Source organism: Micromonospora desertarenae, from assembly GCF_056150265.1.
The window spans coordinates 52,885-67,722 of the sequence record NZ_JAXCFQ010000008.1 but is presented as its reverse complement, the minus strand read 5'-3'; the positions used below and the strand labels follow the sequence as shown (position 1 = coordinate 67,722).

Genomic DNA, 14,838 nt, shown 5'->3' with positions numbered 1-14,838 from the left:
GGCCCCCCGCCGCGCGAACCACGCCCGCCGCGGCCTGCGGTGGGCGGCACGAGCCGGGGCGGATCCGCGGGTCGCGCCCGGGGGAGCGCCACCCGGTGTGCGGCAGGTCGCGCCTGCTCCCGCGACGGGAGCGCCGGCATGCCGCGGATCCAGCCTGCTGCCGGGCGGTCGGGCCGCCCGGCGCGGAACGGGCAGATCCGACGCTGGTGTCGAAGCGGGCGGCGGCATCCCGGTCAGGGCCGCAGGGGACGGCCGGGCCGCGGGTGGTCGAACGGGCGGATCCGGTGCGCCAATCGGCTCGGCGGCTAATTACCGGCCATCGAGAACATCGCGGGAAAAGTGGTCGCACACTGCTTTTCCGAATCCGTCGAAATTGCGCGGCCGGCGGGGACCGGCGGCGAGAATATGGCGAAGGGAAGTCGTAAACGGGGGGACGCATCATGGAGTTGAGGCGGCGATTGACGCTGCTGGCGGTGGGCATCGCGGCCACGCCGTTGGTCCTGGGTGGATGCACCGCCGACCGCAAGGGCGCGGAGTCGGCCAAGGGCCGTTCGGCCCCGCCGGAGGTGAGCCTGACACCCGCCGACCGGGCCCGGGACATCCCGATCAGCGCCGAGGTGGGCACCACCGTCAAGGGCGGCCGGGTCACCGCCGTGCGGATCACCGACGACAAGGGCAGGGAGGTCAAGGCCGAGCCACGGGAGGACGGCTCGGGCTGGGTGCCGAGCGCGCCGTTGGAACCGAAGCGGACCTACACCGCCGAGGTGACCGCGACCGGCGACTCCGGTGCCACCACCATCCGGAAGACCACCTTCACCACCATGCCGAAATCGTCGAAACCGGCGATCACCAGTACGTTGTATTTCGCCGGCAATCGGACGTACGGGACCGCGATGCCGGTAACCGTCGCGTTCGACCCGCCCATTCCGAAAGAGGCCAGAGCGGATGTGCAGCGGCGCCTGTTCGTGAAGACGAATCCGCCGCAGCCGGGCACCTGGTCCTGGGTGTCCGACGGTAGCCAGGTCTATTACCGGGCGCCCGATTTCTGGCGGCCGGGCACCACGATCAGCGTCCGGTCGGGGCTGGAGGGTCTGCCGATCGGCAAGGAGTACGTCGGCGACGAGGACCGGCGGGCCACCTCGAAGATCGGCCGGCAGGTGTCGCTGGAGATCGACAACGCCACCAAGCAGATGTCCGTGCACCGGGACGGCAAGCTGGTCCGCAAGATCCCGGTCAGCATGGGCAAGCCGAGCACGCCGACCTCCAGCGGCAAGATGGTGATCATGGAGAAGCACGAGTTCACCACGTTCGACACCCGGGGCTCGGCCGACCCGTACGTGGTGGACGTCGAGGACGCCCAGCGGCTCACCTGGGGTGGTGAGTTCATCCACGCGGCGCCGTGGTCGGTGGGGGACCAGGGCAACACCAACGTCTCGCACGGCTGCACCAACGTCTCCAACGAGGCGGCGGACTGGTTGATGGGCGTCACCCAGGTCGGCGACCTGGTCACCATCAAGGGCACCGAGGTCACCCTGACCGAGGGCAACGGCTGGACCGCGTGGAACGTCGGTTGGGACGAGTTCGTCAAGGGCAGCGCGCTGCCCGTGCCGGCCGGGCTGGGGCCGGCGCCGAGTCACTTGCCGCACCCGGGTGCGGTGGCCGGTGGCTCGCCGGCGCCGGTGCCGTCGGTCACCGGCGGCTGATCCAGGGGGTACGCCGACCGGCCCGCCACCGCGGCGGGCCGGTCGCGCCGTCCCGTGGCGCCGACCGGCGGCCGGGGCTCAGTCCAGCGGCACCCGGGCCACTCCGGTCGCGGTGAGACTGCCCAACCAGAGCCGGTCGCCGTGCTGCCGGACGCCGGTGACCATGTGGTAGCCGCCGCGCGGGCCGTGCAGCGTCCGCAGCACCCGCCCCGCGCCGTCGACCAGCGCGACCAGGCCGTAGCGCAGCGGCTTCGGCTGCACCGCGGCCGGCAGCACCGCGACCAACTGGCGCAGCCGCGGGTGCGGCAGCAGCCGCTCCATCGCCGCCAGCCGAGGGCTCGGCAGCGCGACCCAGTACGTGCCGTCGCCGACCCCGGTCAGGTTGTCCGGGTACGCCGGCAGGTCGGCCAGCACGGTGAGCCCGGCGTCCGGCAGGGTGAGCCGGACCAGCCGGTGGGTGGCGGTCTCCACCAGCATCAGTGCCGACTCGTCCGGGGTCAGCGCGATCCCGTTGGGGAAGTAGAGCCCGTCCCGGACCACCTCGGTGCGCCCGGTGCCCGGGTGGTAGGCCAGCACCCGCCCGTTCGGCCGGTGCTCCAGCAGGTCCCGCTTCCAGTGCGAGACCGGGAAGCGGTACGACGAGTCGGTGAAGTAGACGGTGCCGTCGCGGGCGACGGCGGCGTTGTCGGCCAGGTGCGGTCGCGCCCCGGCGCCGGTCAGCTCCCGCACCGCCCCGTCCGGGGTCACCCGCAGCAGCCCCCGGTACGCGTCGCAGACCACCAGGCTGCCGTCGCGCGGGTCCAGCTCGATGCCGAGCGGCCGGCCGCCGGTCTCGGCGAGCAGCCGGGGGCCGCTGCCCGGCGGCGCGTCGACCGGCCACCACCAGATCCGGCCGTCCTCGGCCCCGCTGACCACCCGCCCGGCCGGGTCGACCAGCACGTCCTCCGGGCCGGTGGCCCCGGCGGGCAGGGGCAGCAGCTCGGCGGCGTCGAGCCGGGTGTCGGTCGGGGCCCACGGCCCGGCCAGCGGCGGCGGCACGGTGGCCGGCTCGCGGACGGGACGGATCAGCCAGGGCGCGCGCGGACGGGGGACGGCCATCCGGCCATTCTCGTCCGCCGATGCCCGCCGCGCCGCCCCCGAGCGGGCGGGAAGGTCATCCCTGAGGGGGATCCCGTGAGCCTCGGGGTCGAACCCTGGGTGTACCCGGATTCGGCCCGCGGCAGGTCGGAACTGTCAGGGGTGCCGGCTAGATTCGACGGCATGGGACAACGCGACGACCGCCTCCACGTGCAGATCAGCGCGGCTGGTCACGCGGTGGAGGTGCGGGTGACCGGCGAGATCGACATCGCCACCGTCGGCGCGTTGCGGTCCGCCCTCTGGGCCGCCCCGGCCCGGTCGGTGCTGCGGGTCGACCTGTCCGGCGTCCGGGTGCTCTCCGCCGCCGGGGTGCGTGCGCTGGTCGCCGCGCACCTGCGCGTCCGCGGCCGGGGCGGCGAGCTGGTGCTGGTCGGTCCCGACCCGACGGTCCGCCGGGTGCTGCGCGCCACCGGGCTGCACCGGGTCATCCCGATCGTCGAGGAGTGTTCCGACCGGGAACTGGTGGCCTGCTGAGCGAGCGGCGGCCGGGGTCGGCGACGGATGTCACCGCCCCGGCCGCGTCGGCTCAGCCGGTCAGCGGACGCCGAGCAGGTCGACGACGAAGACGAGCGTCTCGCCCGGCTTGATGACCCCGCCGGCGCCCCGGTCGCCGTAGCCCAGGTGCGGCGGGATGGTCAGCCGGCGCCGGCCGCCGACCCGCATGCCGACCACGCCCTGGTCCCAGCCGGCGATGACCCGGCCGCCGCCGAGCGGGAACTCGAACGCCTCCCCGCGGTTCCACGACGCGTCGAACTCGCGGCCGGTCGAGTGCGCCACCCCCACGTAGTGGACGTTGGCCAGCTGTCCCGGCCGGGCCTCCGGGCCCTCACCGACGGTGATGTCCTCGATCACGAGGTCGGCCGGCGGCGCGCCCTCGATCGGACCCACCTCGGGCTTGCCCGGGCGGTCGCCTGCTGCCTGGTTCATTCGCGGGTCTCCTGCCGTACTGGTCGTGATGTCCGGTCACCGCCGATCCTGCCGGATAGCGGCCCGCCGATGCCCGGCGGACCCGCTCGCGAGCGGCCCCACCGCCCCCGCGCCGGTCCGCCGCGCGCGGATCGGCGGGCGTCACCGGTGGTGACGCCCGCCGCGGGCAGGGTTCGGAATCGGTTACCGGAGCCAGCCGTACCGCTGGACGATCGGGAGCCTGCCCCACATCCGGCCGAGGCCCCAGGTGTCGCCGGCGTTGGTCAGGGCGAGCACCGCGAGCACCGCGGCGTAGACGAGGTGGTCGTCCATGAACGGGTTGTTCTCGGGGGGCAGCACGGCCGTCCACATCATGACCAGGAGCAGCCCGCCCGCCGCGGCGGCGACGCGCACCCCGATGCCGAGGATGAGCGCGGTGCCGATGGCGGCCAGCCCGATCATGAAGAGCCAGTCGGCCCAGGCGGCGCCGGCGATGCCCTGGTAGAAGTCCTGGAACGGGCCGGTGGCGCCGAAGGTGAGGAAGCCCTTGGTCGGGCTGCCCCCGTCCAGCCAGGCGTTCTTCGCCTCGGTGGCCATGCCCAGGCCGAACAGCTTGTCCAGGAAGGCCCAGAGGAAGATCCAGCCCAGCGCCAGCCGCAGGCCGGCGAGCAGGTAGCGGGTGGCCCGTTCCCGGCGGGTCTCGGTCACCGGAGCGGTGGTCTCGGCGGTGGTCCGCTTGATCGTCGCGGTCATGGTCTCCACGTCCCTTCGTGCCTCGCACCGCGCTTCCCGGTGGCATCTCCATTGGACGCCCGCCGGTGCCGGGCGGGTCAGGGCCGACCGGGCCCGAACCGCCCGGGACTTTGGACCCCGGTCGCACCGGTCCGCTCGGCCGGGTGGGTACCGGTCCGGTGACCCTGATCCGGCGCCGGCGCCGGCCGTAGCGTCGCAGGTGACAGCGGCGAGGAGGTCGTGATGAGGACATGGCAGGTGGGCGACGTGATGACCCGGGACGTCGCGACGGTGGACGAGGAAGCCCCGTACCGGGCGATCGTCGACGTGCTGGTCCGGCGCGGCATCAGCGCCGTGCCGGTGGTGGACCGCTTCCGCCGGGTGCTCGGCGTGGTGTCCGAGGCGGATCTGCTGCACAAGATCGAACGCGCCGGCCACCCGGACGAGCGGCGGGTCTTCGCCGGCCGGCGCCGGCGCAGCGCGCGGGAGAAGGCCGACGCGCTGCTGGCCCGGGACCTGATGACCGCGCCGCCGGTGACCACGTACCCGGGCGCCAGCCTGCCCGCCGCGGCCCGGCAGATGGACCGGGAGCAGGTCAAGCGGCTGCCGGTGCTGGACGACCTGGGCCGGCTGGTCGGCATCGTCACCCGGGGCGACCTGCTGCGGGTGCACCTGCGCACGGACGCCGAGATCCGCGAGGACGTCGTCCAGGAGGTGCTGCGCCGGGTGCTCGCGGTCGAGGACGGCCTGGTCACCGTGCGGGTCCGCGACGGCGAGGTGACCCTGGACGGCCGGCTCGACCGGCGTACCGCGGTCGAGCTGGCGGGGCGGCTGGCCGGCCAGGTCAGCGGCGTGGTGCGGGTGACGAACACGATCGCGTACGACGTGGACGACCACGCCCTGGTCGACGTGGACGGCCGGCCCACCCCGGTGGCCTGAGCGCGTCTCCGGGTCCCGTCCCCGCCGGGGCGGGGCCCGGCGGACTTCGCCGGACCGCCGCCGGGCGCCGGGCGGCTCGCCTAGGCTCGGTACGACGCGTCTCCGGTGCCGCCGCCGCGCGTCACGCGTGCACAGAGCCGCCGGCACGGATGCGGAGGGCGCCGGGTGGACGAGGCGACGTTCACGGCACCGCTGTGGGCCTGGCTGGCGGTCGGCGGGGTGCTCGCCGTCATGCTCGCGGTGGACATGCTCTCCCACCGCGGCGACCACGTCATCGAACTGCGCGAGGCGGTGGCCTGGAGCGCGGTCTGGATCACCGCCGGGCTCGCCTTCGGCCTGCTGATCTGGCTCTGGCGCGGCGGTGAACCGGCGCTGGCCTACTACTCGGGCTACCTGCTGGAGAAGGCGCTGTCGGTGGACAACGTCTTCGTCTTCGCGCTGCTCTTCGGCTACTTCCGGGTGCCCGCCGGCTACCAGCACAAGGCGTTGTTCTGGGGCGTGATCGGGGCGCTCGGCTTCCGGCTGGTCTTCATCTTCGCCGGCGCGGAGTTGCTGCACCGGCTGGCCTGGGTCGGGTTCGTCCTGGGCGCCTTCCTGATCTGGACCGGCTGGCGGCTCGCGGTGCGCGGCGAGCCGGATGTCGACCCGGAGCGCAACGTCGCGGTCCGGGTGTTCCGCCGGCTGGTGCCGACCGAGCCCCGCTTCCACGGCAACCGGTTCATCGTGCGGGTGCGCGGCCGGCGGCACGCCACCCTGCTGCTGGTGGCGCTGGTGGCCATCGAGGCCACCGACGTGATCTTCGCGATCGACTCGGTGGCCGCGATCCTGGCCATCACCACCAACACCTTCGTCGTCTGGACCGCCACCGCCTTCGCCGTGCTCGGCCTGCGCAGCCTCTACTTCTGCCTGGCCGGCCTGCTGCGCCACTTCGGCTACCTGCGGTACGGGCTGGCCGTGCTGCTGGCCTTCGCCGGGTTGAAGCTGATGCTGGCCGAGACCCCGGTCGGGAAGCTGCCCGTCTGGATCACCTTGGCCGTGGTGGTGCTGACCCTCTCGATCTCCATCGGCTGGAGCGTGGTCACCGCCCGGCACGAGCGCCGCCACGCGGGCGGCTAGCGGGCCGCCGCTCAGCCGGGCGGGTGCGTCACCGGGCGGGCCAACTGGGCGGCCAGCACCGCGGGCGCCTCGGCCAGCGACGGGCCGTACCAGGTCAGGTGCCGCCCGGAGAGCAGGGCGCAGGGTACGCCGGGGAACGCCGCCGGCCCGTCCCGCTCGGTGAACCAGTACGGCTCGTCGGGCAGCACCACCAGGTCGAGCGGGTGCGCGCGCAGTTCGTCGAGGCCGGGGCGGGGATAGCGGTCGGCGTGCCCGGCGTAGACGTTGCGTACGCCGAGCCGGCGCAGCACGTCGCCGGCGAAGGTGTCGGAGCCGAGCACCACCCACGGTCTCCGCCAGACCGGCACCACGGCCCGGCGGACCGGGAGCGCGGGCGGCGCCGCCCAGGCCCGGCGGGCGGCACGCAGCCAGTCCGGTTCGGCCGGGGCGCCCAGCTCGGTCAGGAGCGCGGCCAGTTCGGCCAGCGCCCCGTCCACCGTGCGCGGGTAGGTGATCCGCACCGGCACCCCGGCGGCGGCCAGCGCGTCGGCGTCGGCGCGGCGGTTCTCCTCGACGTTGAGCAGCACCACGTCCGGCCGCAGGGCGAGCACCCGGTCCAGGTCCGGGTACTTGCTGCCGCCGACCCGGGTCACGTCCAGCCCGGCCGGGTGGGTGCACCAGTCGGTGGCGCCGACCAGCAGCCCGGGCAGGGTACGGGCCACCGCCTCGGTCAGCGACGGCACCAGCGACACCACCCGCATCCGGCGTACCTCCTCGTGCGCAGGTCGTGCCGATCATGCCCGACCCGCCGGCCCGGCCCCGCACCGGTCCGGGTGGCCCGGGCACCCCGCGGCGGCGCCCTTGCCAGCGCTCTACAACGTTGGAATACTCGCGTCGACCCCACCAGGAGGTTCCCGATGAGGCCCCACTCCGGTCCACCCGCGCCGCGCGCCGGGCAGTCCGACACCCGCGTCGCGTCGCGCGGCACCGACCGGTTCGGGGACGACGAGGTGCCCGTCGAGGCGCTCGGCGACCTCTACCGTGACGGCATCACGGCGTGCCCGGGCGCGTTCTCCGTCGACTGGGTGGACCGGGTCGGGGAGGACATCGACGCGGCCTTCCGCGAGGCGCGCTCCCGGCCGGACGGGGCGGTCGGGCGGGGCCCGGAGCGCTGGTACGTCGAGATCCACCCGGAACAGCTGCGCGGCTTCGTCGACCTGGTCACCCACCCCTGGGTGGTGGCGGTCTGCCGGGCGGTCCTCGGCCCCGACTACGAGATCGTCGAGCTGGGCTTCGACATCCCGTTCCCGGGTGCGGCCATGCAGCCGTGGCACCGCGACTTCCCGATGCCGGAGGACACCCGCCGCCAGCGCCGGCTGACCTCGCTCGCGTTCAACCTGACCACCGTGGACACGGTGGAGGAGATGGGCCCGTTCGAGATCGCCCCGGGCACCCAGTGGGACGACGGCCGGGACTTCGACCACGAGATGTTCCCGCCCAAGGAGCGCTACCCGCGCTACGAGCGGCGTGCGGTGCGCAAGTACCCGCGGCGGGGCGACATCTCCGCGCGGTCCGCGCTCACCATCCACCGCGGCACCCCGAACGTGTCGTCGCTGGCCCGTCCGGTGCTGGTGCTCGGCGTGGACGCCCCCGGCGCCGGCAACGCCGGCCACCACGACATGGCGGTCACCAGGGGCTACTGGGAGAGCCTGCCCGAGTCGGTCCGCGCCCACCTGCCGTGCCCGGTGGTGGACGCGCTGGTGCCCATCCGGCAGAAGCACACCATCGAGGGCCTGGTGATGGGCGCCGAATGAGCCGGCCGGACGGCCCCCGGCCGGCCACCCGCACCGCGAGGCGGCCCGGCTGAACCCCGGCGAGGACGGGCACTGGCGGCCGCCGCGTCCCCGCCGGCCCGCCGGTGCGGTCGCCGGCGGACCGGGTCGCCGCGGCGGCTCAGCCGGTCCGGCCGGCCGCCGGCCCGACGCGGTCGCGGTCGGCGCGCCACTGCTCGCGGGTGAGGGCGTACTCGACCTCGCCGTGCTCGGAGCCGGGAATCGCCTCCGGCCAGTCGCCGTGGTACGTGCGCACGTGCCGCAGGCCCACCTTCTCCATCACCCGGCGCGAGGCCGAGTTGACCGCCATGGTGTTCGCGGTGATCCGCCGCACGCCCAGCTCGGTGAAGCCCTTCTCGATCAGGGCCCGGCAGCCCTCGGTGGCCCGGCCGCCACCCCACGCCGAGCGGCGCAGCCGGTAGCCGAGTTCCACCTCGCCGACGTCGCCGTCGCGGGTCGGGCGGAACTCGAACCAGCCCAGGAACTCGCCGCCGGCCCGGTCCACGGCCGCCCAGAAGCCGAGGCCCGGCGGTCGCCGGTAGAGCGCGAGGATCGCCGGCAGGGTCCGGTCGCGGATCACCTCCGGCGCAGTGGGGCGCCCGCCGGTCAGGTAGCGCATCACCTCGGCGTCGCTGTCCAGGTCGACCAGCAGGTCCGCGTCGGTCTCGGTGAACTCGCGCAGCACCAGCCGTTCGGTGGTGAGGAATACGGTCACCGGCCCATCCCAGCCCGGCCACCCCCGCGGCTCAACCGGTTTTGCCCGACCGGCCCGCGGTGCCCGGCACCGGGTCGCCGACCCGCCGGTGCGCGGCGGCCCGCCGGGCTCGTCCCGGTCGACGGTTGCGCCGCGCCGGCCCGGGCGGGTCGGCCGCACCGACGAGGCGGCGACCATGATCGACCGCCTAGACTCGGGCCGGCCCACGGACGACGGATGGATCAGGCGATGACGAGCACCGGTAGTGACCACGCCTCCTGGCTGCGCGCGATCCCGACCGACGACGGCCGCGCCCCGGTGCTGACCCGGGGTGGGCAGGTGGTGCACGCCGACCGGCGGATGGGCGACCTGGTGCAGCGCCGCCCGCCGGGGATCACCGGCCACCAGTGGAGCACGGCCATCCGGGCGGGCCTCGACTTCGTGGTCTGCGCCGGCGACAGCGGCCGGCCCCTGTTCGCCGTCGAGATCGGCCCGGCCGCGCCGGCCGGCTCCGCGGCCCAGCGCGCCGAACGGATGAAGAACGCGGTCGGCGCGGCCGTCGGCCTGGAGGTGCTGCGGATCGAGTCGCCGACGCTGCGGGCCGCCGAGCACGGCCGGCGGATCGTGGCGTACGTGATCGACGCGCGCGGGTACGCCGAGGGCGGCGAGCCGGGGGAGGCCGGGACCGGCTTCCGGGACATCCTCGGCCGGCTGCCGGACGGCCGTACCGGGCCCGTCAACGATCTCGGCGCGCTGGCCCGGGCGGCGGCCGTGGAGGCGTACGTGGCGCGCCGGCTGGCCGACCCGATCGTACGGGGGCTGCACGTGACCTGGAAGGACGGGCCGGCCGAGGGCTGGAGCTGGGTCGAGGTGCGCCCCGGCGCCTGCCTGGTGGAGCGGGTGTCGGTCTGGGAGCACCGGTTCTCGTGCGGCGTGGACGCCGCCCGGCTCGCCGAGGACCTGGCGGCGGTCGCCGTCGGGGAGCGGTTGACCGCTCTGGACGCCGATCCGCCGGCCCTGGTCTCCCGGGACGAGTTGCGCGCCGAGATCCGCGGGCTGCGGGCGCGGCGCGACGAACTGGCGAACGGCTTCGCCTTCGACCATCTCTGCGTGGACTGATTCCCCTTTCCGCCCCGGCACGGCCGGTCGCCGTTCCGGCGCGGACCGCCTCGTTGCCGCCCGGGAGCCGAGCGCGCCCATGCCGTTCGGGCGCCGACCGGGTCCCGGTGCGGCCGTCGTGACCGGCCGCGAATTTTTGTCCGATCCGCATTGAACCGTGGCGGCTGCCGCTTCGTACTCCTGCGGGAATGGACAGGATCTCCCCATCCGCGTCACGGGACGCGGGAGACGGTGCGGAAAGGGCATCGTCGGTCGTCGACATGCCACCGGTCCGCCCGGACGGTTTCCGTCGGGGCGTGCCACCTCAATTCCGTCGGTCCGCCGAGGTCACGAATCAAGTACCGGATCGAGAAGGAGTGCAATTCGATGCGCAGGTCCACACGGGCGCGCCGGTCATCCGGTAACGCGCGGAGCAAGCGTCTGCTGGCCGTCGTCGGCACGCTCGCGGTCTTCGGTGGCGTCGTCGCCGTGACCCAGATCTCGTCGGCCGAGGACCGGCGGTCGAACCGCACCCGGCCGGCGGCCGCGGCCTGCGTGGCGCCCAGTCCCGGCGCGACCGCGCCGAGCGGGCGGGACGGCACCACGCGTACCTGGCAGAACGGCCGGTGGGTGCGCAACCACTGGGGCGACGGCCAGCAGACGGTCGAGGAGTGCCAGGAGGTCCGCGAGGGCGAGGCGCCCAACGGCGGTTCCGCGATCGCCTGCCCGGACGTGGCCGGGCAGCTGCCCGAGGTGCCCCGCCGGGCCCGGGCCGAGGTGGAGCGCAACCTGAACCTGCTGCAGACCCAGATCGCCGAGGCCGACCGCCGGCTCGCCGCCGAGGGCGACAAGGGCGAGGCCTTCATCCGCAACTCGATCCTGCAACCGCTGGCCGGCAAGCGGCGGGCGACGCTGGACCGGATCACCACGGCGATCGACCGGTTCGGCCCGCGCCCGCAGGGGCTGCGCCAGCTCGCCGAGTGCCAGGTGCAGCCGACCGGCGGCAACACCGGTGGCGGCAACAACGGCGGAGGCAACACCGGCGGCGGCAACAACGGCGGCGGCAACAACGGTGGCAACACCGGCGGGAACAACGGTGGCAACAACGGCGGTCCGGGCGCCGGGCTCGGCGTGCTGGCCAACGACTGCGACGAGAGCCAGCTGCAGCCACACGACGGCTTCCAGAACGGCAACCGCTGCGTGAGCACCGCGTTCGGCGAGGTCGGGGCCGCGGCGAACAACCCGTCACTGCTGATCACCGACTTCCCCGAGCAGGTGGGCGCCAACCAGCCGTTCACCCTGCGGGTCTCCACCCGGAACCTGGTCCGGGACCGCTTCCTCGCCGCCGGCCAGGGCGGCTACTACGTGGAGAGCTCGCTGCTCAACGAGCAGGGGCTGGTCCGCGGCCACTTCCACACCGCCTGCCGGATGCTGGACAGCCTCGACCAGCCGCCGGCGCCCCAGGAGGTGCCCGCGTTCTTCGTCGCCACCGAGGACAGCCGCGGCGGCGCCGAGCCGGACGAGGTGACCATCCAGATCCCGGGGCTGCCCGAGTCGGGCATCGCCCAGTGCGCGGTCTGGGCCGGTGACGGTTCGCACCGGATCCCGATGATGGAGCGGGCCAACCAGACCCCGGCCTTCGACGCGGTGCGCATCGAGGTCAACTGAGCCGACCGCGGCGGGGCGGCGCGAGGGCGTACGCCCCCGCGCCGCCCCGGCGCGGTGGTCCGGGGGTGGTGCGCCCACCGCCCGCCACAGCGAACGGCGGGGCCGGGCTGCCCGCCAGCCCGACCCCGCCCGCGGGACCGCGTCCCGCCCGGCTCACCGGTTCTTGTACGCCTCGACGACCTCGACCGGGATCCGGCCCCGCTCGGAAATCTGGAAACCGTTCTTGGCGGCCCATTCCCGGATGGCGCGATTCTGCTCGCGATCCATTCCCGCGCCGCCGGTTCCGCCCGCCCGCCGGGGTGCCCGGCCGGTGTCGGGGGTGCCCCGGCCGATCCGCCGGCCGGCGGTGAGGTACGGGTCCAGCGCCTTACGGAGGACTCCCGCGTTCTCGTCGGAGAGGTCGATGGTGTACGCCACGCCGTCGAGACCGAACTCGACCGTCCGGTCGGCCTTTCCGCCGTCCAGATCGTCGGTCAGCACCGTGATTACTTTTCTTGCCATCGCCCATTACTCCCTGTGTGCGGCGGGGTGTGGTCAAAGTTTGACCCATCCCGCGGCACACCCGCAACAATTCCGCTGTTTTCATTTCGGCGGGTCGTTTCGCTGTGCAAATGGCGGCGGCCGGGAAAGCGGTTCGTTCACCCGTTGAGCAGACCGGCGTGGCCGGCCAGCGCGGCGGCCTCCGCGCGGCTGGACACCCGGAGTTTGCGCAGCAGCGCCGCCGTCATCCGCTTGACCGTCCGTTCCGAGACGTGCAGCTGGTCGGCGATCTCCAGCGTGTTCCGGCCGGCGGCGATCGCCTGGAGCAGCCGGCGCTCCTCGGGGTCCAGGTCGACCGGGGCGGCCCGGGACGGCCGCAGCAGCGCCCGCAGCAGCTCGGCCGGCAGCACCGCCCACCCGTCGAGGATGGCCAGCAGCGGCGGCAGCAGCTCCTCGGGCTCGGCGGTCTTGGGCAGGAAGCCCTCGGCGCCGGCGCGCAACGCGTCCAGCGCGGGCTCCGGCTCGTCCCCGCCGGACATCGCCACCACCCGCACCCGGGGGCTGGTCCGGCGGATCGCGGCCACCGCCCGGATCCCGCCCGGCGGGGGCATGTGCAGGTCGACCAGGGCCAGGTCGGGCAGGCACCGGCTGACCAGCGAGGCCGCCGAGGCCGCGTCGCCGGTGGAACCCACCACCTCGGCCCGCTTGCCGGTGGCGGCCGGCAGCAGCAGCTCCAGCCCTCGGACGAAGAGCGGGTGGTCGTCGACCACGGCCAGCCGGAGGGTGGGGGAGTTCGGCATGTCTGGTCCCTTCCCCAGCGGGTACCGATCATGCGGCGCGGCCGGACGAGGGGGAGGCGGACGATGCGCGGACGGCACGGTTTCCAGGGATTGCTGCGCGGGTTCCGGCGGGGCGGGGCCGGCCGGCCCGCGGCGCCCGCGCCCGGCGACCCGGAGCTGCTGCTCCGGGTGCTCTGCCACGAGTTCCGCACCCCGGTCAGCAGTCTCACCTCGCTGACCCGGGCGCTCGCCGATGGCGGTCGCGAGCTGAGCGGCGACGACCGGCGGGCGATCAGCGAACTCGCCCGGGACCAGGCCGTCCATCTGCAGGACCTGCTGCGGGACGCGGCGGCCAGCACCGGCGCCCTGGCGCTCGCCGCGCAGCCCGAGCCGACGACCGTGCCGCTGGCGGAGGTCCTGCGCGGGGTCGCCGCCCTGGTGCCCCGGCACCGGCGCCGGGTGCGGGTCACCCGGCGCGCCGCCGACTGCCCGGTGCCCGCCGGCCGGACCCGGCAGGTGCTGGTCAACCTGGTGCAGAACGCGCTGCGGCACGGGCCGGCGGAGGGGCGGATCGGCATCTACGCCTCGGTGCGCCGGGCCGGGCTGAGCATCCTGGTCACCGACGAGGGGCGGGTGGACGACGCGTTGCTGGCGGCGCTGCGCCGGCCCACGCCGGCCACCGGGATGTCCGGCCTGGGGCTGTGGATCGTCCGGCGGCTGCTGGCCGCCGACGGCGGCACGGTGCGGGCGCACCGGCTGCGTCCGCGCGGGGTGGCGCTGGAGGTGTTGCTGCCGGGGGGCGCCGCGACGACCTGACCCGGCGGGGCCACCGGTTGGCCCGGGCGGGTCAGCGCGGCGGGAACTGTCCTCGGTACCGAACCAGTGGCACCGAGGAGGACCCGTGTTCACCCACATGAAGGACCTGCAGTTCGAGGCCAAGCCGGACGGCCCCGACGCTGCGTTCGCCCGCCGGCTCCAGGAGGTCCTGGGCGGCAAGTGGGGCGAGATGACCGTCGCCAACCAGTACCTCTACCAGGGCTGGAACTGCCGGCTGCCCGGCAAGTACAAGGATCTCTTCCTCGACGTCGGCACCGAGGAGATGGGCCACGTCGAGATGATCGCCACCATGATCACCCGACTGCTGGAGAACGCGCCGCTGTCGTTGCAGGAGGCCGCCGACGACAACCCGATGGTGGGGGCGATCTACGGCGGCTCCAACCCGGCGCACTTCATCCACGGCGGCGGCGGTGCGCTGCCCGTGGACAGCGCCGGCGTGCCGTGGAACGGCAACTTCATCACCGCCAGCGGCAACCTGATGGCCGATTTCCAGCTCAACGTGACCGCGGAGGCGCAGGGCCGGCTCCAGGTCGCCCGGCTGTTCAACATGACCGACGACCCGGGCGTCAAGCAGATGCTGCGCTTCCTGCTGGCCCGCGACACCATGCACCAGAACATGTGGATGGCCGCCATCGAGCAGCTCAAGGAGGACGGCCTGGAGGAGATGCCGGTGCCGGACGCCTTCCCCGACTCCAAGGAGTTCACCGAGGAGTTCAGCTACACGTACCTGGACTTCTCCCCGGGCCAGGACGCGGCCGAGGGCCGGTGGGCGTCCGGGCCGACGCCGGACGGCAAGGGCCAGTTCCGCTACGACCACAGCCCGCGGGCGCACGCGCCCGAGCCGGTGCTCCCGCCCGGCGACCCGCGGCTGTACGGCACCAACCCCGGCCTCGCCGGCGGCGTCGTGAACAAGGTCAAGAGCAAGGTCACCTGACGAT

16 protein-coding genes are annotated in these 14,838 nt (G+C 74.5%); 9 read left to right on the top strand and 7 right to left on the bottom strand.

All coding sequences use genetic code 11. From position 1 onward, the window contains the following. Positions 1 to 440 precede the first annotated feature (440 nt). Positions 441 to 1,703: a L,D-transpeptidase gene (locus SM577_RS18115; RefSeq protein ID WP_302922274.1), complete on the top strand. Its 1,263-nt coding sequence runs from the start codon at positions 441 to 443 to the stop codon at positions 1,701 to 1,703. A 78-nt stretch (positions 1,704 to 1,781) separates the two neighbouring features. On the opposite strand, the gene SM577_RS18110 is transcribed toward SM577_RS18115, so the two are convergent. Next, positions 1,782 to 2,801, bottom strand: a complete 1,020-nt coding sequence (locus tag SM577_RS18110; protein WP_302922275.1) for an SMP-30/gluconolactonase/LRE family protein — start codon at positions 2,799 to 2,801, stop codon at positions 1,782 to 1,784. A 162-nt stretch (positions 2,802 to 2,963) separates the two neighbouring features. Here SM577_RS18110 and SM577_RS18105 point away from each other — a divergent pair, with 162 nt between their 5' ends. After that, entirely contained in the window at positions 2,964 to 3,314 is a 351-nt protein-coding gene (locus SM577_RS18105; RefSeq protein WP_302922276.1) for an STAS domain-containing protein, read from the top strand. A gap of 60 nt (positions 3,315 to 3,374) precedes the next feature. Here the strand turns inward: SM577_RS18105 and SM577_RS18100 are convergent, their stop codons facing one another. Both SM577_RS18100 and SM577_RS18095 read right to left on the bottom strand, forming a co-directional pair. Then, a complete protein-coding gene (locus SM577_RS18100) occupies positions 3,375 to 3,767 on the bottom strand; it encodes an FKBP-type peptidyl-prolyl cis-trans isomerase (protein WP_302922277.1) in 393 nt (130 codons plus the stop codon). A gap of 183 nt (positions 3,768 to 3,950) precedes the next feature. Beyond that, on the bottom strand, positions 3,951 to 4,508 hold the full coding sequence (locus SM577_RS18095) for a hypothetical protein (RefSeq protein ID WP_474587469.1): 558 nt from the start codon (positions 4,506 to 4,508) through the stop codon (positions 3,951 to 3,953). Positions 4,509 to 4,721: 213 nt separating this feature from the next. Between SM577_RS18095 and SM577_RS18090 the strand changes: the two genes are divergently transcribed. Together SM577_RS18090 and SM577_RS18085 are read left to right on the top strand one after the other, a co-directional pair. Continuing rightward, a complete protein-coding gene (locus SM577_RS18090; protein WP_474587468.1) occupies positions 4,722 to 5,417 on the top strand; it encodes a CBS domain-containing protein in 696 nt (231 codons plus the stop codon). Between the two features lie 231 nt (positions 5,418 to 5,648). After that, on the top strand, positions 5,649 to 6,533 hold the full coding sequence (locus SM577_RS18085) for a TerC family protein (protein WP_302922342.1): 885 nt from the start codon (positions 5,649 to 5,651) through the stop codon (positions 6,531 to 6,533). Between the two features lie 11 nt (positions 6,534 to 6,544). On the opposite strand, the gene SM577_RS18080 is transcribed toward SM577_RS18085, so the two are convergent. Then, positions 6,545 to 7,273, bottom strand: coding sequence for a helical backbone metal receptor (locus tag SM577_RS18080; protein WP_474587467.1), 729 nt, complete (start codon positions 7,271 to 7,273; stop codon positions 6,545 to 6,547). Positions 7,274 to 7,429: 156 nt separating this feature from the next. Here SM577_RS18080 and SM577_RS18075 point away from each other — a divergent pair, with 156 nt between their 5' ends. Beyond that, entirely contained in the window at positions 7,430 to 8,326 is an 897-nt protein-coding gene (locus tag SM577_RS18075; RefSeq protein ID WP_302922281.1) for a phytanoyl-CoA dioxygenase family protein, read from the top strand. Positions 8,327 to 8,465: 139 nt separating this feature from the next. Here the strand turns inward: SM577_RS18075 and SM577_RS18070 are convergent, their stop codons facing one another. Further along, a complete protein-coding gene (locus tag SM577_RS18070) occupies positions 8,466 to 9,059 on the bottom strand; it encodes a GNAT family N-acetyltransferase (protein WP_474587466.1) in 594 nt (197 codons plus the stop codon). A 228-nt stretch (positions 9,060 to 9,287) separates the two neighbouring features. Between SM577_RS18070 and SM577_RS18065 the strand changes: the two genes are divergently transcribed. Together SM577_RS18065 and SM577_RS18060 are read left to right on the top strand one after the other, a co-directional pair. Further along, positions 9,288 to 10,157, top strand: coding sequence for a hypothetical protein (locus tag SM577_RS18065; protein ID WP_474587465.1), 870 nt, complete (start codon positions 9,288 to 9,290; stop codon positions 10,155 to 10,157). Between the two features lie 366 nt (positions 10,158 to 10,523). After that, on the top strand, positions 10,524 to 11,804 hold the full coding sequence (locus tag SM577_RS18060) for a hypothetical protein (protein WP_474587464.1): 1,281 nt from the start codon (positions 10,524 to 10,526) through the stop codon (positions 11,802 to 11,804). Between the two features lie 153 nt (positions 11,805 to 11,957). Here SM577_RS18060 and SM577_RS18055 read toward each other — a convergent pair whose 3' ends face one another. Next, complete coding sequence (locus SM577_RS18055; RefSeq protein ID WP_302922285.1) at positions 11,958 to 12,305, bottom strand: histone-like nucleoid-structuring protein Lsr2; 348 nt, start codon at positions 12,303 to 12,305, stop codon at positions 11,958 to 11,960. Positions 12,306 to 12,442: 137 nt separating this feature from the next. After that, on the bottom strand, positions 12,443 to 13,084 hold the full coding sequence (locus SM577_RS18050; RefSeq protein WP_302922286.1) for a response regulator transcription factor: 642 nt from the start codon (positions 13,082 to 13,084) through the stop codon (positions 12,443 to 12,445). 63 nt (positions 13,085 to 13,147) lie between these two features. Here SM577_RS18050 and SM577_RS18045 point away from each other — a divergent pair, with 63 nt between their 5' ends. Both SM577_RS18045 and SM577_RS18040 read left to right on the top strand, forming a co-directional pair. Continuing rightward, on the top strand, positions 13,148 to 13,879 hold the full coding sequence (locus SM577_RS18045) for a sensor histidine kinase (RefSeq protein ID WP_474587463.1): 732 nt from the start codon (positions 13,148 to 13,150) through the stop codon (positions 13,877 to 13,879). 85 nt (positions 13,880 to 13,964) lie between these two features. Continuing rightward, on the top strand, positions 13,965 to 14,834 hold the full coding sequence (locus SM577_RS18040) for a manganese catalase (protein ID WP_302922288.1): 870 nt from the start codon (positions 13,965 to 13,967) through the stop codon (positions 14,832 to 14,834). Positions 14,835 to 14,838: the final 4 nt, after the last annotated feature.